At 69.8% G+C, this 20,898-nt stretch carries 24 protein-coding genes and 1 tRNA gene; 15 read left to right on the top strand and 10 right to left on the bottom strand.

Annotated elements, in window-relative coordinates:
• Window positions 1-119: 119 nt before the first annotated feature.
• The 3 genes from AB0O48_RS14060 to AB0O48_RS14050 form a co-directional block, all read right to left on the bottom strand.
• Complete coding sequence (locus AB0O48_RS14060; RefSeq protein ID WP_357244081.1) at window positions 120-1,976, bottom strand: acyl-CoA dehydrogenase; 1,857 nt, start codon at window positions 1,974-1,976, stop codon at window positions 120-122.
• A 128-nt stretch (window positions 1,977-2,104) separates the two neighbouring features.
• On the bottom strand, window positions 2,105-3,229 hold the full coding sequence (locus AB0O48_RS14055) for a PP2C family protein-serine/threonine phosphatase (protein WP_357244078.1): 1,125 nt from the start codon (window positions 3,227-3,229) through the stop codon (window positions 2,105-2,107).
• Window positions 3,230-3,333: 104 nt separating this feature from the next.
• The gene (locus tag AB0O48_RS14050; RefSeq protein WP_357243315.1) at window positions 3,334-3,966 is read right to left on the bottom strand and encodes a septal ring lytic transglycosylase RlpA family protein; all 633 of its coding nucleotides are present in this window, start codon (window positions 3,964-3,966) and stop codon (window positions 3,334-3,336) included.
• A gap of 187 nt (window positions 3,967-4,153) precedes the next feature.
• On the opposite strand from AB0O48_RS14050, the gene AB0O48_RS14045 reads away from it, so the two are divergent.
• Window positions 4,154-4,705 (top strand): phosphoribosyltransferase family protein, encoded by a 552-nt coding sequence (locus AB0O48_RS14045; RefSeq protein ID WP_357243312.1) that lies wholly within the window; start codon window positions 4,154-4,156, stop codon window positions 4,703-4,705.
• Between the two features lie 49 nt (window positions 4,706-4,754).
• On the top strand, window positions 4,755-5,186 hold the full coding sequence (locus tag AB0O48_RS14040; protein WP_357243309.1) for an ASCH domain-containing protein: 432 nt from the start codon (window positions 4,755-4,757) through the stop codon (window positions 5,184-5,186).
• A 42-nt stretch (window positions 5,187-5,228) separates the two neighbouring features.
• On the opposite strand, the gene AB0O48_RS14035 is transcribed toward AB0O48_RS14040, so the two are convergent.
• A complete protein-coding gene (locus AB0O48_RS14035) occupies window positions 5,229-6,116 on the bottom strand; it encodes an LLM class flavin-dependent oxidoreductase (protein ID WP_365065595.1) in 888 nt (295 codons plus the stop codon).
• A 42-nt stretch (window positions 6,117-6,158) separates the two neighbouring features.
• Here AB0O48_RS14035 and AB0O48_RS14030 point away from each other — a divergent pair, with 42 nt between their 5' ends.
• The 4 genes from AB0O48_RS14030 (at window position 6,159) to AB0O48_RS14015 (ending at window position 8,451) form a co-directional block, all read left to right on the top strand.
• Window positions 6,159-6,653, top strand: a complete 495-nt coding sequence (locus AB0O48_RS14030) for a GNAT family N-acetyltransferase (protein ID WP_357571647.1) — start codon at window positions 6,159-6,161, stop codon at window positions 6,651-6,653.
• A 95-nt stretch (window positions 6,654-6,748) separates the two neighbouring features.
• A complete protein-coding gene (locus AB0O48_RS14025; RefSeq protein WP_357243300.1) occupies window positions 6,749-6,943 on the top strand; it encodes a hypothetical protein in 195 nt (64 codons plus the stop codon).
• 127 nt (window positions 6,944-7,070) lie between these two features.
• Window positions 7,071-7,775 carry a dihydrofolate reductase family protein gene (locus AB0O48_RS14020; RefSeq protein WP_357243297.1) on the top strand — a complete coding sequence of 235 codons (705 nt, stop codon included), beginning with the start codon at window positions 7,071-7,073 and terminating at the stop codon, window positions 7,773-7,775.
• Between the two features lie 31 nt (window positions 7,776-7,806).
• Window positions 7,807-8,451, top strand: a complete 645-nt coding sequence (locus tag AB0O48_RS14015) for a dihydrofolate reductase family protein (protein ID WP_357243294.1) — start codon at window positions 7,807-7,809, stop codon at window positions 8,449-8,451.
• Between the two features lie 12 nt (window positions 8,452-8,463).
• On the opposite strand, the gene AB0O48_RS14010 is transcribed toward AB0O48_RS14015, so the two are convergent.
• Complete coding sequence (locus AB0O48_RS14010; protein ID WP_357243291.1) at window positions 8,464-8,808, bottom strand: VOC family protein; 345 nt, start codon at window positions 8,806-8,808, stop codon at window positions 8,464-8,466.
• Between the two features lie 183 nt (window positions 8,809-8,991).
• On the opposite strand from AB0O48_RS14010, the gene AB0O48_RS14005 reads away from it, so the two are divergent.
• The 3 genes from AB0O48_RS14005 to AB0O48_RS13995 are packed head-to-tail and all read left to right on the top strand — an operon-like array spanning window position 8,992 to window position 10,572.
• Window positions 8,992-9,747, top strand: a complete 756-nt coding sequence (locus AB0O48_RS14005; protein WP_357243288.1) for a hypothetical protein — start codon at window positions 8,992-8,994, stop codon at window positions 9,745-9,747.
• The gene (locus AB0O48_RS14000; protein WP_365065589.1) at window positions 9,744-10,103 is read left to right on the top strand and encodes a transcriptional regulator; all 360 of its coding nucleotides are present in this window, start codon (window positions 9,744-9,746) and stop codon (window positions 10,101-10,103) included. Before AB0O48_RS14005 ends, AB0O48_RS14000 begins: the two co-directional genes overlap by 4 nt.
• Before the next feature lie 31 nt (window positions 10,104-10,134).
• Window positions 10,135-10,572: a GyrI-like domain-containing protein gene (locus AB0O48_RS13995; protein ID WP_365065586.1), complete on the top strand. Its 438-nt coding sequence runs from the start codon at window positions 10,135-10,137 to the stop codon at window positions 10,570-10,572.
• A gap of 25 nt (window positions 10,573-10,597) precedes the next feature.
• Here AB0O48_RS13995 and AB0O48_RS13990 read toward each other — a convergent pair whose 3' ends face one another.
• Window positions 10,598-11,401: a hypothetical protein gene (locus tag AB0O48_RS13990; RefSeq protein ID WP_357571645.1), complete on the bottom strand. Its 804-nt coding sequence runs from the start codon at window positions 11,399-11,401 to the stop codon at window positions 10,598-10,600.
• Window positions 11,398-11,979: an RNA polymerase sigma factor gene (locus tag AB0O48_RS13985; RefSeq protein WP_365065582.1), complete on the bottom strand. Its 582-nt coding sequence runs from the start codon at window positions 11,977-11,979 to the stop codon at window positions 11,398-11,400. Before AB0O48_RS13985 ends, AB0O48_RS13990 begins: the two co-directional genes overlap by 4 nt.
• A 138-nt stretch (window positions 11,980-12,117) precedes the next feature.
• On the opposite strand from AB0O48_RS13985, the gene AB0O48_RS13980 reads away from it, so the two are divergent.
• Both AB0O48_RS13980 and AB0O48_RS13975 read left to right on the top strand, forming a co-directional pair.
• Window positions 12,118-13,062, top strand: coding sequence for an ATP-binding cassette domain-containing protein (locus AB0O48_RS13980; protein ID WP_365065579.1), 945 nt, complete (start codon window positions 12,118-12,120; stop codon window positions 13,060-13,062).
• On the top strand, window positions 13,059-13,808 hold the full coding sequence (locus tag AB0O48_RS13975; RefSeq protein WP_365065576.1) for an ABC transporter permease: 750 nt from the start codon (window positions 13,059-13,061) through the stop codon (window positions 13,806-13,808). Before AB0O48_RS13980 ends, AB0O48_RS13975 begins: the two co-directional genes overlap by 4 nt.
• Here AB0O48_RS13975 and AB0O48_RS13970 read toward each other — a convergent pair.
• Window positions 13,792-16,932, bottom strand: coding sequence for a BTAD domain-containing putative transcriptional regulator (locus AB0O48_RS13970; protein WP_365065573.1), 3,141 nt, complete (start codon window positions 16,930-16,932; stop codon window positions 13,792-13,794). The two genes, AB0O48_RS13975 and AB0O48_RS13970, sit on opposite strands and share 17 nt — an antisense overlap.
• Before the next feature lie 121 nt (window positions 16,933-17,053).
• Window positions 17,054-17,440 carry a helix-turn-helix domain-containing protein gene (locus AB0O48_RS13965; protein ID WP_357243261.1) on the bottom strand — a complete coding sequence of 129 codons (387 nt, stop codon included), beginning with the start codon at window positions 17,438-17,440 and terminating at the stop codon, window positions 17,054-17,056.
• Window positions 17,441-17,542: 102 nt separating this feature from the next.
• Here AB0O48_RS13965 and AB0O48_RS13960 point away from each other — a divergent pair, with 102 nt between their 5' ends.
• From AB0O48_RS13960 to AB0O48_RS13945, 4 genes are all read left to right on the top strand, one after another.
• Window positions 17,543-18,166: an NAD(P)H-binding protein gene (locus tag AB0O48_RS13960; RefSeq protein ID WP_357243258.1), complete on the top strand. Its 624-nt coding sequence runs from the start codon at window positions 17,543-17,545 to the stop codon at window positions 18,164-18,166.
• Window positions 18,163-18,588, top strand: coding sequence for a nitroreductase family deazaflavin-dependent oxidoreductase (locus AB0O48_RS13955; RefSeq protein WP_357243255.1), 426 nt, complete (start codon window positions 18,163-18,165; stop codon window positions 18,586-18,588). The genes AB0O48_RS13960 and AB0O48_RS13955 overlap by 4 nt, the downstream gene beginning before the upstream one ends.
• A 36-nt stretch (window positions 18,589-18,624) precedes the next feature.
• The gene (locus AB0O48_RS13950; RefSeq protein WP_357243252.1) at window positions 18,625-19,674 is read left to right on the top strand and encodes an LD-carboxypeptidase; all 1,050 of its coding nucleotides are present in this window, start codon (window positions 18,625-18,627) and stop codon (window positions 19,672-19,674) included.
• A gap of 478 nt (window positions 19,675-20,152) precedes the next feature.
• Window positions 20,153-20,623: an NUDIX domain-containing protein gene (locus AB0O48_RS13945; protein WP_365065567.1), complete on the top strand. Its 471-nt coding sequence runs from the start codon at window positions 20,153-20,155 to the stop codon at window positions 20,621-20,623.
• A gap of 85 nt (window positions 20,624-20,708) precedes the next feature.
• Here the strand turns inward: AB0O48_RS13945 and AB0O48_RS13940 are convergent.
• A tRNA-Gly gene (locus tag AB0O48_RS13940) sits at window positions 20,709-20,782 on the bottom strand.
• Window positions 20,783-20,898: the final 116 nt, after the last annotated feature.

Raw genomic sequence — 20,898 nt, 5'->3', positions numbered from 1 at the left:
CATACCCGACCGGCCCCGCCCAATACGCGGCGACGGCCGGCGGGGCAGCGCCCCACCGGCCGTCGGTGTGTCCGGTCCCGGGTGGTGCGACCCGGAAGGTCAGCCGTGCCGTGGCACGGTCAGAAGGCCTCCTCCGGGAGGTCCATGATGTCGAGGTCGGTGCTCTCGATGATCCGTCGGTCGGCGCCGATGCGGGGCAGCACCTCGCGGGCGAAGAAACGGGCGGCGGCCACCTTACCGGTGTAGAACGCCTTGTCACTGACGGTGACCTCGCCGGCCAGCGCCTTCAGCGCCACCTCGGCCTGCCGCTGGAGCAGCCAGCCGACCACCAGGTCGCCGATCGCGAGCAGGAAGCGCCGGCTGCTCAGCCCGACCTTGTAGAGCGCGCGGGTGTCGCCACCCTGCGCCTCGCCCAGCCAGCCGGTCAGCGCACCGAGGATGGTCTGCACCTCGACGAGCGCCTTGCCGAGCGCCTGCCGTTCCTCCTTGAGCTGGCCGTTGCCCGCCTCGGAGGAGATGAACTCCTGGATCTCGCCGGCGACCGCCATCAGCGCCTTGCCGTTGTCCCGGACGATCTTGCGGAAGATCAGGTCCAGGCTCTGGATGGCGGTGGTGCCCTCGTACAGGGTGTCGATCTTGGCGTCGCGGACGTACTGCTCCAGCGGGTAGTCCTGGAGGAACCCGGAGCCACCGAAGGTCTGTAGTGCCTCGTGCCCGAGCATCTCGTACGCCCGCTCCGAACCGACGCCCTTGACCAGCGGCAACAGCAGGTCGTTGACCCGCTTGGCCAGCTTGGTGGCCTTCTCGTCGCCGGCGGCCTCGGCGATGGCGACCTTGTCCTGCCAGGTGGCGGTGTAGAGGACAAGGGCACGAAGACCCTCGGCGTACGACTTCTGCAGCAGCAGCGAGCGGCGGACGTCCGGGTGGTGGGTGATGGTGACCCGCGGGGCGGTCTTGTCCGCCTGCTGGATCAGGTCGGCGCCCTGCACCCGGCTCTTCGCGTACTCCAGGGCGTTGAGGTAGCCGGTGGAGAGGGTCGCGATGGCCTTGGTGCCGACCAACATCCGGGCGTACTCGATGATCATGAACATCTGCCGGATGCCGTCGTGCTTGTCGCCCAGCAGCCAGCCCTGGGCCGGTACACCGTGCTCGCCGAAGGTCAGCTCGCAGGTGTTGGAGACCTTCAGGCCCATCTTGTGCTCGACGTTCGTGGTGTAGACGCCGTTGCGCTCACCCAGCTCGCCGGTGGTCTCGTCGAAGTGGAACTTCGGCACCACGAAGAGCGACAGGCCCTTGGTGCCGGGGCCACCGACGCCCTCCACGCCGACCGGACGGGCCAGCACGTAGTGCACGATGTTGTCGCTCAGGTCGTGCTCGCCCGAGGTGATGAAGCGCTTCACGCCCTCGATGTGCCAGGAGCCGTCGGGCTGCTGGGTCGCGCGGGCGCGGCCGGCGCCCACGTCCGAGCCGGCGTCCGGCTCGGTGAGGACCATCGTCGAGCCCCACTGCTTGTCGATGAAGAGCTTGGCCCACTTCTTCTGCCGCTCGGTGCCCTCGACGTGCAGCACGTGCGCGAAGGACGGGCCGGAGGCGTACATCCAGATCGGGGCGTTCGAGCCGAGCACCAGCTCGGCCATCGCCCACCAGAGGGCGCGCGGCGCGTTCGTCCCGCCCAGAGCCGGCGGGAGGTCGAGCCGCCAGAACTCGGAGTCCATGAACGCCTGGTAGGACTTCTTGAACGACGCCGGCAGCGGCGCGGTGTGCGTGGCCGGGTCGAACACCGGCGGGTTGCGGTCACTGTCGGTGTAGCTGGCGGCCAGGTCCTCGCGCGCGAGGCGGTCGAGCTCGGCGAGGAAGCTGCGGGCGGTGTCGGTGTCGAGATCCGAGTACGGCTCCTGGCCGAACGACCGGTCGGCACCGAAGACCTCGAACAGGTTGAACTCAAGGTCCCGCAGGTTGCTCTTGTAGTGGGTCATGCTCACTGGCCCCGCTTCCGGACAGGTGTTACCGATCAGTAACCCTGACTGTATTACTCGCGGGTAGGCAGCGACAAGCGGATCACCCAAGTGACAGCGATTACACACAACTCCGTAACCCAGCCCGGTCAGCTCTCGGCGGCACCGACCTCCCAACTCGGGACGGCCGCCGCCGCGCCGGCACGGGCACCGACGTACTCCATCAGGACCAGGGCGATGTCGTCGTCGAGGTGGCCGTGCACCCACTCGGCCAGGGCGGTCTCCAGGGAGGCCAGCCCGTCGGCGACCGTGCCGTGACCGAGCAGCCGCCAGGCGCGGTCGGCGGTGGGGAAGAACTCACCATCCCGCCGCGCCTCGCCGAGGCCGTCGGTGAACAGCAGCAGCCGGTCTCCCGGCTCCAGGCGCTCGACCCGGGGGCGGACCACCGGCATGAACCCGAGCGGGGGTGCCGGCGCCGGCGGTTCCAGCGGGATCACCGCACCCCGGCGCAGCAGCAGCGGTGCCGGATGCCCGCAGTTGACGATGGTGAGCGTGCCGCCGCGCTCCTCGACGAGCGCCGCGGTCACGAAGTCCTCGTCGCCGACGTTGCGGGCCACCGCGCGGTCCAGATCGGCGACGACGGCGCGCAGGTCCGCACGCTCGTAGGCCACGTGCCGGTAGGAGCCGAGAACGATGCTCGCCAGCCGAACCGCGTCCAGGCCCTTGCCGCGCACGTCACCGATGATCATGCGGACGCCGTAGGGCGTGTCGATCGCCTCGTACAGGTCACCACCGATCTCGGCAGTCGCGGTGGAGGAGATGTAGCGTCCCGCGACCGAGAGCGTCCCGACCTGTGGCCCGAGTGGACGCAGTACCGCCTGCTGGGCCACCGAGGCGAGCTTGGTCAGCTCGACGATCTGCTCCGCCTGCCGCTGCCGGACCGACGCCACCGTCACCGCCAGTCCGGTGACGACCGCGACCGAGACCACGCTGACCGGCGTGATCATTGACATCTTCGGCTCGGTCAGGGCGAAGCCGGCCCCGGTCAGGGTCGCCACGACACCCACACCCAGCACCACCGGCCACGACGCCACGGCGGCGGCCAGCAACGGTACGGCCGACAACAGCGCGACGTAGTGGGCGAAACGGCCATCCGCCGCCTCCACCGCCGACACGATCGCGAGCAGGACAAGGGCCGCGCCGAGGCCGGCGCGGGATCCGGGGCTCAGCGGGCGACGGCCCGACTGGAGGAGTCGCGTGGGTACGACTGACAGTTTGCCTGATCCACGTGAACCGGTGAATGAACCTGACCCGTCGTCCGAGAAGGTTCTGTCCGGCCGGCCCGGTCGACCGGCCGAATCGGCGCGACCCGACCCGGTCAGCCGAGGACCTCGTAGCGGACGGTGAGCGCGCCCACGTCGACCGAGGCGATGGTGGCGAACGCCGCCCGGGAGAGGTCGAGGCAGCGGCCGTCGATGAACGGGCCGCGGTCGTTGATCCGCACCACGACCGACTTGCCGTTGGCCGGGTTGGTCACCCGGACCTTGGTGTTGAACGGCAGCGTCTTGTGCGCGGCGGTCAGCGCGCTCGGGTTGAACGACTCACCGTTGGCCGTCAACTGCCCGTCGGAGTAGAACGACGCGCCACACGAGCCGCTCTCCACCACCTTCGGCGCCGGGGTGGTCTTCTTCGCGGTCGGCTTGGGCTTCGGCGGCGCGGTACGGGCCTTGCCCCGGGAGGCCGCCTGCTGCGACCGGATGGCCGACGGGCTGGCGGACACGCTCGGCGAAGGGCTGGCGGTCGGGGAGGTGGCCGGGGAACTGGGGGTGAGGCTGCTCGCCGCGGTGGTCGGGGTGAAGTCGAGGGTCGTCTGCCCCGACTGAGCGGAGCCGGAGGTCAGCTGAACGGCACCGACCGTGCCCCCGACCGCGAGGGCGACGCCGACCGCCGCGGTGGCCACGATGCCCGCCGGGGAGGAGAAGATGCGGGTACGGGAGTGCTTGGCTGCCACCGGCCCGGTCCTTTCGTCGTCTGAACAAACCGGGTCGGACCGTAACGAGAGAAGCACTTCCGACGTCAACGTGATCATGGTGGTATGCCCGTATTTGCACAGGTACGTGTAGCCGATCATCCGACCCCGGGTGGGCCGGCCGGCCCGGGTGCCGACCGGCCGGCCTTGGGTGTCGCAGGATGAGCGGATGCCCGCCGACCTGACCGCACGCCTGGCCGCCCTGTTCCAGTGGATCGACCCCGGGCCGGGCACCAGCCACCTGGTCAGCGACATCTCCGGCTGGTGGCGGGACCCGACGGTGCTGGCGGAGCTGGGACCGGCCCTGGTCGCGCCGTACCGCTCCGCCCGGCCGACGGTGGTGCTCGCCCCAGCGGTCACCGGGTTGCTGCTCGGGCCGTTGGCCGCCACCGCCCTCGGGGTCGGCTTCGTGGCCGCCCACAAGCCCGCCGACGGGCGGTTGCCGGCCGGGCCGCTCACCTGGGCGCAGAGCCCGCCGGACTACCGGGGCCGGCGAGTCGACCTGGCCGTACGGGACCGACACCTCGGCCCCGGCGACCGGGTCCTGGTGGTCGACGACTGGGTGCGTACCGGCGCTCAACTCCACGCCCTGTACGACATCTGTGCCGCACGCGGCGCCGAGGTGCTGGGCACCGCCGTGGTGGCGGTCGACTGCCCACCGGAGGTCGCGGCTGAGCTGCGCGTCACCGGCCTGATCAACGCGGCCGATCTGCCCACGTGACGGCGGTTTGCGGCGGCGGTACGGGGCGCACTGGCCTAGCCTCGGCAGGATGTGGCCTCGGATCGGTGGACTGCGCACCCTCGCCCTCGGCACTCCCGGTGAGCTGCGGGCGACCCTCAACACCCTGGTACTCGCCGGCGTGAAGACCGCGACGGCCGGACGGCTCGCCTACTACGCGGAAGAAGGCGAGGAGTTGGAGCACGTCGGCGAACGGCTGGCGCTTGTCGACGACGACGACGCGCTGGCCGGCGTGGTGGAGGTCACCGGGCTGGAGGTGGTCCGCTTCGCGGACGTGTCCTGGGACTTCGCCCACTCCGAGGGCGAGGGTGACCGGTCGATCGAGGAGTGGCGGGCCGGGCACTCGGCCTACTGGGCGCGGCTTGGCACCCCGGTCGATGACGACACCCCGATCGTCTGCATCCGCCTGCGGCTGGTCTCCGGCGGGGAGGGCGGCGTGGCCAGCGGCGACCTCGGCACCTGAGCCGGTCGCGGCGGCGGCGCGGTCCCTACCGGGGATGCGTGTTCAGCCGCGCAACTGCGGGAGCAGTCGGGTCGCCACGTCCGCCAGGACGGCCTCGTCGCCCGCGTACCAACTGCTGGCCCGCGGCCAGTGCGCCACCACGTCGGTGAAGCCGAGGTCGGCGGCCCGGCCGACCTGATCGGCGAAGAACTGCGCGCTGCTGAGCGAGAAGACCGGTGCGGCGTCCAGCGAGAGATAACGGTCCAGGGTTGCCGGATCGCGGCCGGCCTCGTCCAACGTCCGGTCCATCCGCGCGGACAGGGCGGCCACGCTGTCCCACCAGCCGGCCAGGTCGTTGTCGTCACCGGTGCCGGTGGTCACCCAGCCCTGGCCGAAGCGGGCCACCAGCCGCATCGACCGTGGCCCGTTGGCGGCCACCACGAACGGCACCCGGGGCTGCTGAACGCAGGCGGGGTTGTTGCGGGCGTCCACGGCGGCGAACCAGTCACCACGCCAGGTGGTGCCGTCCTCGCGGAGGATCAGATCCAGCAGCTCGGTGAACTCGGCGAACCGTTCGACCCGCTGGCGCGGCGGCAGCGTCTCGCCGCCCAGCACCGCCGAGTCGAAACCGATGCCGCCCGCGCCGAGGCCGAGGACCAACCGACCAGCGGAGACGTCATCCACGGTGGTGATCTGCCGGACGAACGCGGCCGGGTGCCGGAAGTTCGGCGACGCGACGAGGGTGCCCAGCCGGATGCGGGAGGTCACCGTGGCGGCGGCGGTCAGCGTGGCCATCGAGTCGAACCACGGGCCGTCGACAAGGTCCCGCCAGCCCAGGTGGTCGTACGTCCAGGCGTGGTCGAAGCCCCACTCCTCAACCTGCCGCCAGCGATGCCGCGACTCCGCCCACCGCTGGTCGGGCAGAATCACGATGCCAATCCTCATGATCACCAGCCTAGTCGTGCCCGCCGGAGCTGCCCTAACATCGTGGTGATGCGGAGGATCGGGCCGACGGTACGACCGGCGGGACTGTCAGATGTGCCGGCACTCGTGGATCTGCGCCTGGCGAACGCCGAAGCTCACCTCTCCCTGGCCCCCGACGTCTACCGGCTGCCGCAGCGCGAGGCGGTCGCCCACCATTTCACGGCAGTGCTGACCAAGGGGGCTGGCGGGGACGCGATTCTCGTCGCGGAGTTGGACGGGCAGGTGGTCGGAATGGTCGAGCTGCTGCGCCTGCCCGAGCCGCCGGCGCACCAGATCCTGCGTCCCGAGCCGTCGGCACAGATCCACACGGTGGTGTCCGGCACGGCCCGGGGACGCGGGGTCGGTTCGGCCCTGGTCGACGCTGCCGGCCGATGGGCGGCCGAGAACGGGATCACCAGCCTGTCGGCGGGCATCCACCACCGCAACGACGGTGCGGTGCGCTTCTACCGCCGCCACGGCTACGCCCCCTCGGGCACCTTGCTGAACCGGCAACTCGAGGGCTAGCCAAGCCTGCCCGATGTGTCGAGTGCTGCCGAGGAGGTCACCGACGTCGACCGCGCAGGGCACCGCGCGGCGCTGGTTCCCGCTACCGTTCCGGCGTGGACCTACCGGCGCAGCGGGTCGAGACCGTACGAGCACTCGGCACGGTGTCGCTGGTTGCCGGGTTCATGATCTCGCTCATCACCATGGCGTCCGACTACAGCGGGCTTGATCCGCACATCCTCGCCACCTTCCTCATCCTGACCGGCCTCGGTCTGCGGATCGAGGCGGCGATCCGCAACCGCAGGTCGTAGCCGTCCCGGCCGGAGCAACAGGTGACGCGCGTCACACTTCGGCTCGGTAGGGCGCCGGCGTTCGGCTCCGACCCCTCGGGGAGCGACACCCGGGTCGAGGTGTCAGCCGAGGAGAGGACCAGGCGCGATGACGAAGGTGACCGCACAACTGTCCGTGTCGATGGACGGCTTCTACGCCGGCCCCCAGTTCGACGGGAACGGCAACTGGATGGACTCGGCGGAGAGCGCCGGGTTCTTCCGGGTGACCCGCTGGGCGACCGAGGTCGCGGCGTGGCGTGAACGACAGGGCTTCGCCGGCGGGGAGCGGGACGCCAACTCCGAGGTCGTCGCCGAGTCGTTCGGGGCCGCCGGGGCGTACGTGATGGGGCGCCGGATGGCCGACGGCGGTGAGGTGCCGTGGGGCGAGGAGCCGCCGTTTCGCGCGCCGGTCTTCGTCGTCACGCACCGCCCCCGTCCGACTCTGCTGCGCGGCGGAGGCACCAGCTTCACCTACGTCACCGAGGGCGTGGCCAGCGCCGTCGAGCAGGCGCGCGCCGCGGCCGGCGGTAAGAACGTCGCCGTGGCCGGAGGCGGCGCCCTGGTGCGGCAGGTGCTCAGGGCCGGCCTGCTCGACGAGTTGGAGCTGCACGTCGTACCCGTCGTTCTCGGCACCGGACTCCGGCTGTTCGACGCGGACCTCGACCTCGGCGAGAAGGAGGCGATCGAGCTGACGCCGACCCGGGTCATCCACACGCCGCAGGTCACCCACATCCGGTACGAGGTGAACGGTCGGGCGCCCCTCGTGCTCGACGATCGGGGCAGCGGCGGTGGCCCGACGGCGACCACCAACTGAATCCGACACGTCGAACCGAGAGGAGATGGCCATGCCGCAGCTGCTGCGGGTGCAGTGCTTCAACGTTTCGCGGGACGGATTCGGCACCGGAGAGGGACAGAGCCTGGAACGGCCCTTCGGCCACGCGGACCCCACCCCGCTGTTCTCCTGGCGGGCCGCCACCGCCAGCTTCGTGTATCGCACCGAGCCGGGCGGCACTCGCGGCCTGGACGACTACCTGACCCGCGACGCCGAGTGCAACATCGGCGCGGAGATCATGGGTCGCAACAAGTTCGGCCCCCAGCGTGGCCCCTGGGAGAACCATGACTGGCAGGGCTGGTGGGGCGACAACCCGCCGTTCCACACGCCGGTCTTCGTGCTCACCCACCACGAGCGCCCGTCGTTCAGCCTCTCCGACACCACGTTCCACTTCCTCGACGCCAGCCCGGCCGAGGCCCTGGCCCAGGCGAAACAGGCAGCCGACGGTCGGGACGTACGCCTCGGTGGTGGGGTCGACACCATCCGCCAGTTCATCGAGGCCGACCTGGTCGACACGATGCACATCGTGGTCGCGCCCGTCGATCTCGACCGGGGCGAGCGGTTGTGGGACAGCCCGGACGACCTTCTCGACCGCTTCCACCGTGAGTCGGTGCCCAGCCCGAGCGGGGTCACCCACCTGCTGTTCTGGCGACGGTGACGGCAGCCGATCCTAGGACAGGCGGGACAGCACCAGCATGCGGTTGCCGTCGGGGTCGGTGACCCGGGCGGACCGCTCACCCCACGGTTGGTCGACCGGCTCCTCGACGACCGTCGCGCCGGCCGAGCGCAGAGCGGTCACGGCGGCGTCGCAGTCATCGGCGTAGACGCACAACTCCCAGCGGTTCGCATCGGCCGGCCCGCCAGCCTCCGGGTTGGCGGCCAGGCCGAGCTCGCTGTTGCCCAGGCGGAGGGCGACGAACTCCGGAACGCCGTCGGCGGGGAACCGGTACGTCAGCTCGAAGCCGACCACGTCCCGGTAGAACCCGATCAGTCGTGGCAGGTCAGGTGTCGTCACGATCGGAAAGGCTTCGGTGAACACGGACCACCTCCACGCCGGACCCTAGCCGCGCCGAGGCTCCGGTGGAACCACCACTGTCGATACCGGTGGATGGCGTTGTTCGGTGGCCTTCTTGCGCAAAATGGTTTGCGATGCAAACCTATTGGTGATGCAGCAGCGCCAAGCGGCCTGGAGGTCACCGTGTCGGAGCAATCGAGCACCGCGCCGAACAGCAGAGACAACCCCGCGGAACTCCTCGCGACGGTGGCCGCGCTCCGCCGGCGCGCCCGGGTCGCCCGGCACGCCTACTGGTTGCCGCTCCTGCTGTTCGGTCTCCTGATCGCGGCAGCGGCACCCCTGTACGTGGAGTCGGCCGACCCGCTCGCCATGCGCGGGCCGCAGGACAATCCCGCGCTGACCGGCCTCGGTGGGGACTTCCTCGAACGCTCGGCGGGCCTCGGGTGGTACTGGTTGGTGGCACTCGTCGGCGGCTACCTGCTCACCCTCGGGTGGTACCGATGGCACGGCGCGCGGGTGGGCGTACGGACCCCGACCCGGACGTACGTCCTGGCCGGCATCATCGGCACGCTGGGCGGGCTGGTGCTGCCGATCGTGCTGCGGTTCCTGTTGCTCAACTCGGCGAACTCGGTGTCGAGCGCGACCAGCTGGGTGACCACACCACTGTTGGGCGTCTCCAATCGCGGCATGTTTCCGCATCTGGTCATCGCGGTGGGTCTGCTGGTCCTGGCCCGACTGGAACGCAGTCGCGGGCTGACGGTCGTGACCGTCTGCTACGTCGCCGCGGTCGTCCTGGTGAACGTCTACTTCCAGACCGCGGACTTCCAGCCGGGTGACCTGAACCGCTACAGCGTCCTGCTGGCGGCCCTGCTGCCGGCGCCGATCCTGCTCGTCGGTGGCATCATCGCTCTTTTCACCACGGGTAAGAGGTCGACATGAGCACCGGCACCGGCCCCGGCGGGCACCCGACCAACGGGCTCAGCGACACCGTCCACCAGCGCAACCGGCTCGGCATCCTCACCATCGCCGCCGAGGCCGAGCAGGTGGAGGTCGCCTACCTGCGCGAGGCACTCGAACTCACCGCAGGCAACCTCTCCCGACACCTCGCCGTGCTGGAAGAGGCCGACCTGATCCACATCGAGAGGGGCTACCACGGACGCAGGCCCAAGACCTGGATCAGGATCACCGAGCAGGGGCAGGCCGCGTTGACTGCCGAGATCAACGCGCTGCGGGAACTCCTCCAACGCCACCAACAGTCGGGCGGTGCCTCACCATCGGGCGGGCACGAGCAGTGACCTGTCGTACGGGTGGCATAGGTTGCCGGCCATGAATGCGTCGATGCCCGCACCGGATCCGATCACCCGGCGCGTCGAGCGCCAGGAGACACCCGTCCTGTTCATCTCGACCGCCGACGAACAGGACGCGATCACCGAGGCGTGGGATCGCCTGGAGGCGATCGTCGGGTCACTCCACGGGCGGAAGTTCTTCGGGGTCTTCGGCCCGCCCGACGGGTCATACCGGGTCTGTGTGCAGGTCCAGGACGACGACGTTGCCGCGCTGAACGGGCTTGAGTCCGGGTCGATCCCCGGGGGTCACTACCTGTCGACGACCGTGCGGGGCGAGCCGCCCGCGGTCTACTCGCACATCCCCACCCGGTACGCGGAGCTGAAGCAGGTCGCCGACCACGACTCGACGCGTCCCAGCATCGAGTTCTACCGCCGGCGCGACGAGATCGACCTGCTGATCCCGGTGAACGCCCGATAGCGACGCGGCGGTTCACCGGGCTCGCCTATCGCCCCCAGGGCTCGGCGGGTCGGCAGTCCGTTCCCGGCTTGCCGTAGACGATGGTGCCGGCGGGGTCCACGTAACAGTGGTCTGACTCGTCGGACGGCGGAAACAGCGGACGGCGGTCGATCTCGGCCCCGGTGCTGTCATAGCTGACCAACTCGGCGTCCCTGGTGACCTCTGCGTGATCGGTGAGCAGGCCGAACACCCCGTGCGCCAAGCGCGCCGTGGTCGTCTGCCCGTCGCCGTGTTCCAGCACCAGCCGTTGCACCCGAGCGGCGACCCGGCCGCTCACCGCGACGTCGCCCCCGTCGACTTCGGTCGACATGAGCAGGAGCCGCTGGATCGAGCCAGGCAACCAGGCCCGTTGCGGCCAGACGCGTTCACCGGTGGCACCCCCACTGATCTCCTCACCCGGCCGCATCGAGACATTGCAGGTGAAATAGCCGGTGTCCGTGATGAACAGCGCCACGCCGTCGTGGTCCTGTTCGGCGGCCACGGCCAGATCGTCTATTGACAGTGGAATCCGCTCCATCTGCCCGTTCCACTCCAGGCACTTCTCCACCGCCCGGTGCAGCGTCGGGGACAGCTCACCCGAACCCATCGCCAGATGCCGCACCTCGTCTCCCCTCGGCACCGTCGCCACCCCGACCACCACCGCGGCAGCCGTCGCCACGGTGGCGATCCCGAGTCGCACCGCCCTGCGGCGTCGAGGCCGGCGGATCGACGTCATCAGGTCCGCTCGCATCCGCACCGCCCTGCCCGGCGGCAGATCGCGCTCGGCGGGCGGGTCGAGAATCTCCTTCATCGTTCCTCCTTGTTGCCGTCGGTAACCATCCGTGCCAGCCGAGCCCGTGCACGACTCACGCGCGAACGGAGCGCGCCCTCGCTGATGCCGAGGACCGTCGCCGCCTCGCCGTACGGCACGCCGGACCACAGACACAGGGCCACCGCCTCGCGTTCCGCGCGAGGTAATCGGCGGACCACCGCCAAGACGTCGGTCATCTGCCGTTCGTCATCGAGCCGCGCGACGATGTCGCCGGCCGGGTCCGTGGTCGCCTCCCGCTCCGGTGGCAACCTCCGCAGGGCCGCCAACCACCGGCGGGCCGAGCGCCACTCGGTACGGGTCGTATTGGTGGCGACCACCAGCAGCCACGGCAACGCCGACCCGTCCACCAGGACCGCCGCTTCGCCGCGTCTACGCCACGCGACCAGGAAGGTCGCCTGCGTGACGTCCTCAGCGAGCGCCCACGAGCCGGTGAGCCGGAACACGTGGTTGTAGACCGCCCGGGCGTACCTGTCGAAGAGCCGGCCGAAGGCGACCTCGTCACCGGCCGCGATGGTCGACCACAGATCCTGGTCGGACGGTTGTATCTGGCTCGTCACACCTGACTATTGCCGGTCGCGGTGGATCCGTTGCAGTCCTGTTCGAAGTCGCGGGGCGGGACGAGGTGGGACACCGTGTCAGTGGCCGTGTCACGGTCGCGTCAGGGCGGTGACAGGCCGGCCGCCGATGGTAGCCACATGACGAGTTCAGCGATTGCGGTCTCCGGGCTGCGAAAGGCCTACAAGGACAAGGTCGTGCTCGACGGCATCGATCTGGATGTCCCCGCGGGCACGATCTTCTCCCTGCTCGGCCCGAACGGGGCGGGCAAGACGACGACAGTGAACGTGCTGACCACACTGGTGAAGGCCGACGGCGGGACCGTACGCGTCGCCGGACACGACGCCGCCACCCAGGCCAAGGCGGTACGCGCCGCGATCGGGGTCACCGGTCAGTTCGCGGCCGTGGACGAGCTGCTGACCGGACGCGAGAACCTGCAACTGATGGTGGACCTGAGCCAGGTGCCCGCCAAGGACGGCAGGAGGGTCGTCACGGAACTGCTGGAGCGGTTCGATCTGACGGAGTCCGCGCAGAAGCCGGTGTCGACCTATTCCGGCGGTATGCGCCGCAAGCTGGACCTGGCGATGACGCTCGTCGGCGAGCCGCGGATCATCTTCCTCGACGAGCCGACGACGGGCCTTGATCCGCGCAGCCGCCGCACGATGTGGTCGATCATCCGGGACCTGGTGGCCGACGGTGTGACGATCTTCCTCACGACCCAGTACCTCGAGGAAGCCGACCAGCTCGCCGACCGGATCGCCGTCCTCGACCAGGGGCGCGTTGTCGCCCAGGGCACGCCCGACGAGCTCAAGCGCCAGATCCCCGGCACCCACGTCCGACTCCGCTTCACCACCGTCGCCGAACTCGACACCGCCGCCCGGGTGCTCGGCGACGCCACCCGGGACGACGAGGCGCTGACCCTGCGGGTACCCAGTGACGGCGGAACCGCCTCGCTGCGGGCCCTGCTGGACCGGCTCGACGAGTACGCGATCAGCGCCGAAGGGTTCTCCGTGCAGACGCCGGACCTCGATGACGTCTTCCTCGCCCTGACGGGCACCCGCACCCCGGAGGTTTCCGCGAAATGAGCACCAAGTCCCACTCGATCGTCATGCTGCGTCGCAACTTCACGCACCTCACCCGCAACCCGACCTCGGTGTTCAACGCGGTCCTGATGCCGATCGTGATCATGTTGATGTTCGTCTACATGTTCGGCGACGCCTTCAACGTCGGCGTCGACTACATCGACTACGCCACTCCGGGACTGATGCTGTTGGCAGTCTGCTACGGGCTGGGGGCCACCGCGACGGCGGTGAACTCCGACATGACGAAGGGCATCATCAACCGGTTCAAAGTCATGCACGTCTCCCGGGGCGCGGTGCTGACCGGTCACGTCGTCGGCAGCGTACTGACCAACCTGGTCGCCATCGCGGCCCTGGTCGGGGTGGCCTTCCTGCTCGGATTCAGTCCGTCGGCGAGCCTCCTCGGCTGGCTCGGCGTGCTCGGCGTCATCGTGCTGCTCGGCTTCGCCGCCGGCTGGCTCACGGTCGCCCTGGGGCTCTCGGCGAAGTCTCCGGAAACGGCGGGGCTGGCTTCCGTACCGTTGGTCATGCTTCCGTTCTTCAGCAGCGCGATCGTCCCGGCGGACAAGATGGGACCCGGGCTGCGGCAGTTCGCGGAATACCAGCCCTTCACGCCGATCATCGAAACGCTGCGCGGCTTCCTCAACGGCACGCCGTCCAGCGGTGACGTGATCCCCGCCCTCGCCTGGTGCGTCGGGATCGCTCTCGTCGGATACCTGTGGGCACGTTCCACGTTCACGAAGCGAGCGTGACCGCGACCAACCGATTCCACTCCGTCCGACCGCCTTCTCGCGCCGCCTCTGCGAATCTCACTTCGCCGAGGCGGCGCCGTACTTCCCGCTCGATCCGGGGAACATCCGGCTGGGAATGATCCTGCCGTCCCCGCACGCCGGCGCTCGCGGCGAGCAGCCGCGCGGCCAGCTCATGCTGGTCACGGCGCAGCGCCAGGTCCGCGACACCGACGAGTACCCGCGCGATCGAGGGTGCGTGCCCCGTCGCGGCTGCCGCCTCGCAGGCCAGGGAATGGTGTCTGCGCGCCGCCTCGAGATCGTCCGCGACATAGCCGAGCAGGTCGTGTGTCAGCACGCGGATGTGCGCCTGTGTCGCCTCGTCGCGCAACAGGCTGGTCGCGACACCGACCTGGTGGGCGACCTCTTCGGCCTGGCCACACCAGCGAGCGAGTTCCGCCTGGGACAGGGCCAGCATGGCCAACGCACCGGGCCACGTGACCCGCGCCGCGCATCGCCGTGCCTCGGCCATGGCAGCCGCACTGGACTTCTCATCGCCGAGCAACCAGTACAGCTGAGCCTGCCGGGACCGCATCCGGATGATGTCCTCGACGGTGCCGACCTCGGTGACGACCGCGGTCGCCTCCTCGTAGAGCTCGCACGCACGGGCGAACTCCCCGCGTACGGCAATCAGCTCCGCCAACTCGGTCAGGGCGAACGAGATCCCGAACCGTTCGCCGAGTGCCCGGAACTCGGCGAGCGCCGCCACGAGATGCGCTTCCACATCCCGACCGTCCTGGCCGAAGATGTTCCGCATCTTGCCCAGCTGCAACCGGGCCAGCGCGCGTACCCAGGGATCCTCGTCGTCCAGCAGCGGTTCCCACGCTTGCAGGATCGCGTCCGGGGCTCGCAGCATGCGTTCCAGCGGGACGACGAGCGCCGTCCCCGGGTGGCTGCCGTTACCACGTTGGCTGAACTCGTACGCCTTGTGGATCCACTCCGCCGCCTGGTGTTCGTCACCCGGTCCCGAGTTGATGAAGAGCACGACGAGCGCGTACACCGTGGCCCGGATCTCGTCGCTGACCTCGCCAGGCGTCTCGGTGGCCGCCGTGATCAACTCCATGCCTTCGGTCCGGTGACCACCCAGCCACCAGTACCAGCCGGCACCCGCGGCCAGCCGCATGGCCGCGTGCGCCTCGCCCGCGGCGAGCGCACCGCGCATCGCGGATCCGATGTTGTCATGTTCGAGCTCGAGAGTGGCGAGCCAGGTCACCTGGTCCGCGCGACGAAGCTGCGGCTCCGCGGTCGCGGTCAGTTCGATGAAGTACGTCAGGTGCGCATGGCGCGCCAGGTCCGATTCCCCCGCCTCAGCGAGGCGGTGTGCGGCGTACTCCTTGATCGTGCCGAGCATCCGGTAGCGCGGAGCCTCATCGCCCTCGGCGACCACCAGCGACTTCTCGGCCAGTGCGGTGACCAACTCGAGCACATCCTCCGGCTCGACCTCGTCGCCGGCGCAGACCCGTTCGGCCGCTTCCAGGCTCGCCCCGCCCGAGAACACCGAGAGCCGGCGCAGGACCGCCCGCTCCGCGTCGGTCAGCAGCTCCCAACTCCAGTCGACCACCGCGCGCAGCGTCCGGTGCCGGGGCAACGCGGTACGGCTGCCGCCGGTCAGCAGGCGGAACCGGTCGTCGAGCCGCCTGGCGAGCTGGTCGATGGACATGGTGCGCAACCTGGCGGCGGCCAGTTCGATGGCCAGCGGCATCCCGTCCAGCGCCCGACAGATCCGCGCCATCGTGGACAGCGTGAGATCGTCGACCGCCAGATCCCTGCGCACCGCGCCCGCTCGGTCCCGCAGCAACCGGACAGCGGGAGAGGTCTCGATCTCACCGGGGCCGGCATCGACGTCCGGCAGGGCCAGCGGCGCGACCGGCCAGAGCGCCTCGCCGGTGATGCCGAGCGGTTCCCTGCTCGTCGCGATGATCCGCAGCCGCCGACACTCCCCGAGCAGCCGGTCCGCGAGCACCGCCGCCGGCTCGATGACGTGCTCGCAGTTGTCCAGGATCAGCAACGCCTCCCGCTCGCGGATCGCGGCGACGAGCCGGTCGATCAACTCCATGCTCGGTGGCTCACCGAGCAGGGCGTCCCGGAGTCCGAGCCCCGCGAGCGTCGCCTGCACCACGTCACCGTCCGCACCGATGGCGGCGAACTCGACGAGCCAGGCGCCGTCCGGCAGGTCGTCGAGCATTCTGCGCGCGGTTTCGGTGGCCAACCGGGTCTTCCCGGAGCCACCCGGCCCGATCAGGGTCGTGAGCCGGTGCTCGGCGACGAGCGCGCCGACCTCGGCGACGGCCTCGTCCTTGCCGACGAAGCTGCTCAACTCGGCACGAAGGTTGGTCTTCCGGTGCTCCTCGCGCCGCTGCTGCACCTCACCCCGCAGGAGCGCGACGTGCAACGCCGAGAGTTCCGGCGAGGGGTCGACGCCCAGCGCGTCGGCCAGCGCCGCACTCGTGCGCTGATACACGAGCAGCGCCTCGTTGTCTCGGCCGCTCGCGGCGAGCGCCCGCATCAACGAGAGGACCAGCCGCTCCCGTACCGGGTGCGCGGCCACCAGATCGGTCAGCTCCGCGATCAACTCCGGACCGTGGCCGACGCCGACCTCCACGTCGAAGCGATCCTCGAGGGCGGTCAGCCGCAGCCTGTCGAACCGGGTGACCGCCGCGTCGAGCGCCGCGCTGTCGGCCAGGCCGACGTCCTGCATCGCCGCACCGCGCCACAGATCGAGGGCCTCGCGCAGCCGCCGTCCCCGCTGCGCGCCCTCGTCATCGCGAGCCAGGCCGACGAGCCGTTCGAACCGTACGGCGTCCACGTCATCGGGTTCGACGATCAACCGGTAGCCGTCCGCCTGCCCCTCGATCGACCCCTCCGGCAGCGCCTTCCGCAACCGGGAAACCAGGCGGTGCAGGGCGTTTGCCGCATCGGAGGGCGGATGTTCACCCCAGATCCAGTCGACGAGGGTCCCCTTCGGGACCACGCGACCCGGGTTGAGCGCGAGGGCGGTCAGCAGCCCGCGCAGCCGCGCGCCCGGCACGTCGATGACGGTGCCGACGTCCGCGCGAACCTCGAATGGACCAAGCATCCTGACCTGCACCTGGCAGATCCTGCCACGAACGTGAGAAGCATCCGTGTCGCCGTGGTGCTCTGCCAACGGCTCTCCGGGCCGAGGTCGACCACGCATTCCTGGTCCTGTGCCACGCCGGTGGCACGCGGGGTCACCCAGCGCGGTTGCGCCGGGTGGCGTTGTCGTACGACTCTCGGGCGTCGAGCAACTGGTCCCAATGCTGCTCGGTCCAGGCGCAGGCAACCGCGATCGGTTCGAGCATGCTGCGGCCCACCGGCGTCAGCTCGTACTCCACGTGCCGGGTGGCCTCGGCCAGGACGGTGCGCTTGACCAGCCCGTCCCGTTCGAGGGAACGCAGCGACTGGGTGAGCACCTTGGGGGTGACGCGGCGCAGCGGCACGCGCAGCTCGGAGAACCGACGAGGCCCCTGCTCAAGACAGCGGACGATCAGCGCCGCCCATTTGTCGCCGAATCGGATCGGGGTGAGCGAGGACGGGCACAGCTCGTCGAACATGTCGGCGGGCAGAGGTTGCCTCATCACCAAACGATAACTGGTATCCCGGTGGTAACCACGACCCTCGATAGCGTCGGCACACCGGCCGGGCGCACGGGCTCCGGCCTCTGGTGAGAGGCGTGACCCATGAGGATCGTGGTCTTCGGCGCGGGCGGTCGGGCCGGACGGCAGGCCGTCGCCGAGGCGCGACGACGCGGCCACCAGGTCACCGCCCTGGTGCGCAACCCCGCTGACCACGGCGACCTGACCGACGTACGGGTGGTGGCAGGCGACGTCACCGACGCCGGAAGCATCGCCCAGGCAGCCGCCGGGCACGACGCCGCCATCAGCGCTGCCGTCGACCTGTCCGTACCGCCGCACGACTTCTTCACCGCATCGGCACGCGCCCTGGCCGCCGGCCTGACCACGGCAGGTGTACGTCGCCTGGTGGTGGTCGGCCTCGCCTCGATCATGCCCGGCGCATCCGGCGCCGCCCTGATGGACCACCCCGGCTACCCGAACGAGTACCGGCCCTTCTACCTGGGGCACGCAGCGGGCCTTGACGAGCTTCGGACCTCCGACCTCGACTGGGCCTACCTGGCCCCCGCCGGTGACTTCGACCACGGCGGCACACGCACCGGCCACTACCGGATCGCCGAACATGGCGACCCGGCCAGTCGGATCAGCTGTGCGGACTTCGCGATCGCACTTGTCGACGAGATCGAGGCACCCCGCCACCACCGCGCCGCCGCAAGTGTCCGGGAGGTGTGATGACCGAGGTCCACGACAGCCCGACGGCCTGGATCGCCGAGCACATCCGCCGGTTCGAGGAAACCGGCGGCCGGCCCCGGCCCGGCGTGAACGACCTGCTCCTGACGACCCGAGGCCGAAAGACCGGTCAACTGCGCCGCACCGCGCTCGTCTACGAACGCGATGGCGACCACTACGTGCTGGCCGCCTCGAACCGCGGCGCGGACCAGCACCCCGCGTGGTACCTCAACCTGCTCGCCGACCCGTACGTCACGGTGCAGGTCGGTACGGAGACCTTCGGCGCGTACGCGCGCCCCGCCGCAGCCGGGGAGCGTCCGCATCTGTGGCGCTTGATGGTTTCGGCCAGGTCGGAGTACGCCGCCTACCAAGAACGGACCACGCGGGAGATCCCCGTGATCCTCCTGGAACCGGTAACGAAATGAGATGCGTACGGACTGGCGTACCTGTTGGATCTCGGCATGACGCATGAGCTTGTTCGTCCTCGGAAGGCCCGACCCGGGGACAAGATCGCGGTTCTCTCGCCGTCCTTCGCCGCGGCCGGCGCCTTTCCCGAAATCCACGAGCAGGCCCTGCGACGGCTCGCCGACCTGACCGGCCTCGTACCGGTCGAGTACCCCACCACCCGGCAGGTCGGTGCGACCGCGGCGGCGCGGGCGGCGGACATCAATGCCGCCTTCGCAGACCCTGAGGTACGCGGCATCCTCGCCGTCGTCGGCGGCGAGGACCAGATCACGGTCATCCCGCACCTGGACGCGGACCTCGCCCGAGCCGATCCCAAGCCGTTCCTCGGCACCAGCGACAACACCAACCTGCACCACTGGCTCTGGGGCCTCGGCGTCGCCAGCTTCTACGGCGGGTCGTCCCAGGTACACCTCGGCCCCGGGCCGGCCGTGGACGACATCCACGTCCAGTCGCTGCGAGCGGCGCTACTCACCGGCGAGCGGTTGGAGATCACCGACCCGGGCGAGTCCGAGGATGTCGGGTTCGACTGGGCCGATCCGCGGGCGTTGACGTCCTTCGGAGAACGCGAACCGACGGAGCCGTGGAGCTGGCACGGGCCGCGTCGCGCGGTTACCGGCCCCACCTGGGGTGGATGCCTGGAAGTCATCCAGTGGATCCTGACGGCGGGACGTTTCCCGTTCACTCCGGAGGCTCTGCGGGGCGGGGTGCTGGTCATCGAGACGTCGGAGGAACTCCTTCCCGCGCGCGAGGTCGGCTGGATCGTCCGCTCCCTGGGTGAACGCGGCCTCCTCAGCGCCGTCGACGCGGTGCTGGTAGCCCGTCCGGCGGTCTCCGACCACACCCGGCGGCCCGCTACCGCGGATCGGGCACGGCTACGCGAGCAGCAACGCGACACGGTCGTCGACGTGGTGGCCCGCTACAACCCGGAGGCAGTCGTCTGCGTCGGCATCCCCTTCGGCCACACCCGACCGCAGTGGATCCTTCCCCACGGCGGCCAGGTCACCGTTGACGGCGTGGAACGGCGAGTGTTCGCCGACTATCGATAGAGCACGCTTACTCGACACGTCTTTGGCTACCGCTGCCCGCTCCTGCATCGAGCGCGCCACGGGCACCTGTCCGCACCCGGATGATTGCTGCCGCCGACAGTTCGGGTCGCACCGGGCATCGCCACCATCAACCCATAAATCAGCCTGAATGAGTGTGGAATTCATTCCTCATCACTCGGACTCTTCCCCGGTCCGGCGCCTTCCGGCTCGTGCCCGAAGCAGCAGCACGGCTGAAACCAGGTGGCCAACGGCAAGCAGTGCTGCCAGCGCGGCGATGAATATCGACCAACTGATCGGCCTCCTGATGGAAAACACCACGTACGTCACGACAAGAAGGAGCCAGACACCTCCCAGGAGGAAACCCTGCTTGGGCGTCTTCGCTGTCTGCCACCACGGGCTCCCGGCCGTTCCCATCTATGCGATCCTGCCATCGTCGGAGGAAAATCAGACTCGCGTGGCTCACCGATTGGATGGCCAGATGAGGATTCCGCCGTTCGCGTTCAGGCTGCTGTATCACCTGCGTCGGGCGTACTGGCGGATCGTCAAGCCGACCATCTACGGCGTGAAGGCGCTGATCATCCACCCGGTCGACGCCGATCGAGTCCTCCTCGTCCGACACAGCTACGGTGACCAGTCCCTCTGGAGGCTGCCCGGAGGCGGATACCGGCCGGCCCGAGAGACACCTCAGCAGGCAGCCAGGCGCGAGTGCATCGAGGAGCTGGGCGTTCAATTGGACTCGTCCGCTCTTGTGCTCGAGGAACGCGTGACCACCAACGGCGGCAAACGGGGCTACCTGACGGTTGTCCGCCTGCACGCGACCTCGACCGAACTCAACCCAAACGGGGAGATCTCCCAGGCCCGGTGGGTAGCCGTGGACCTTACGGACCTACCCAACGCCTCGGCGGTCTCCACGGGTGTGCATTCGGCCCTGGAAAGGCACCGAAGCTGAACTGGTGGCCCCATGCCCTGTTCAGCATGGCCTAGAACCACGGAAGCCCCGGCAGGACGTGAGTCCTGACCAGGGCTTCCGTGCGTGGAGCGGGTGACGGGAATCGAACCCGCACTGTCAGCTTGGGAAGCTGATGTTCTGCCATTGAACTACACCCGCAAGCGGCACCACTGTACCCGAGTCGTCGAGCCCGTGCACCCAGGTACCCCGCCCGCCGCTCGGCCCGGGTTGATCCACTCGGTGTCTTGGAAGTCGGGGTATCCGAGCGGCGGGAC

Source organism: Micromonospora sp. NPDC085948 (genome assembly GCF_040686315.1).
Lineage (GTDB): Bacteria > Actinomycetota > Actinomycetes > Mycobacteriales > Micromonosporaceae > Micromonospora.
The sequence above is the reverse complement of the archived record's forward strand: the minus strand, read 5'-3'. Positions and strand labels throughout refer to the sequence as shown.

Excerpts from the sequence above, each read along its gene's own strand:
- AB0O48_RS14045 (WP_357243312.1), top strand. The coding sequence starts at position 4,154 with ATGCCCGCCGACCTGACCGCACGCCTGGCCGCCCTGTTCCAGTGGATC.
- AB0O48_RS13965 (WP_357243261.1), bottom strand. The coding sequence starts at position 17,440 with ATGAGGCAACCTCTGCCCGCCGACATGTTCGACGAGCTGTGCCCGTCC.
- AB0O48_RS13980 (WP_365065579.1), top strand. The coding sequence starts at position 12,118 with ATGACGAGTTCAGCGATTGCGGTCTCCGGGCTGCGAAAGGCCTACAAG.
- AB0O48_RS13945 (WP_365065567.1), top strand. The coding sequence starts at position 20,153 with ATGAGGATTCCGCCGTTCGCGTTCAGGCTGCTGTATCACCTGCGTCGG.
- AB0O48_RS14015 (WP_357243294.1), top strand. The coding sequence starts at position 7,807 with ATGCCGCAGCTGCTGCGGGTGCAGTGCTTCAACGTTTCGCGGGACGGA.
- AB0O48_RS14030 (WP_357571647.1), top strand. The coding sequence starts at position 6,159 with ATGCGGAGGATCGGGCCGACGGTACGACCGGCGGGACTGTCAGATGTG.
- AB0O48_RS13960 (WP_357243258.1), top strand. The coding sequence starts at position 17,543 with ATGAGGATCGTGGTCTTCGGCGCGGGCGGTCGGGCCGGACGGCAGGCC.
- AB0O48_RS14020 (WP_357243297.1), top strand. The coding sequence starts at position 7,071 with ATGACGAAGGTGACCGCACAACTGTCCGTGTCGATGGACGGCTTCTAC.
- AB0O48_RS14000 (WP_365065589.1), top strand. The coding sequence starts at position 9,744 with ATGAGCACCGGCACCGGCCCCGGCGGGCACCCGACCAACGGGCTCAGC.
- AB0O48_RS13950 (WP_357243252.1), top strand. The coding sequence starts at position 18,625 with ATGACGCATGAGCTTGTTCGTCCTCGGAAGGCCCGACCCGGGGACAAG.
- AB0O48_RS14040 (WP_357243309.1), top strand. The coding sequence starts at position 4,755 with ATGTGGCCTCGGATCGGTGGACTGCGCACCCTCGCCCTCGGCACTCCC.
- AB0O48_RS13975 (WP_365065576.1), top strand. The coding sequence starts at position 13,059 with ATGAGCACCAAGTCCCACTCGATCGTCATGCTGCGTCGCAACTTCACG.
- AB0O48_RS14060 (WP_357244081.1), bottom strand. The coding sequence starts at position 1,976 with ATGACCCACTACAAGAGCAACCTGCGGGACCTTGAGTTCAACCTGTTC.
- AB0O48_RS13990 (WP_357571645.1), bottom strand. The coding sequence starts at position 11,401 with ATGAAGGAGATTCTCGACCCGCCCGCCGAGCGCGATCTGCCGCCGGGC.
- AB0O48_RS13995 (WP_365065586.1), top strand. The coding sequence starts at position 10,135 with ATGAATGCGTCGATGCCCGCACCGGATCCGATCACCCGGCGCGTCGAG.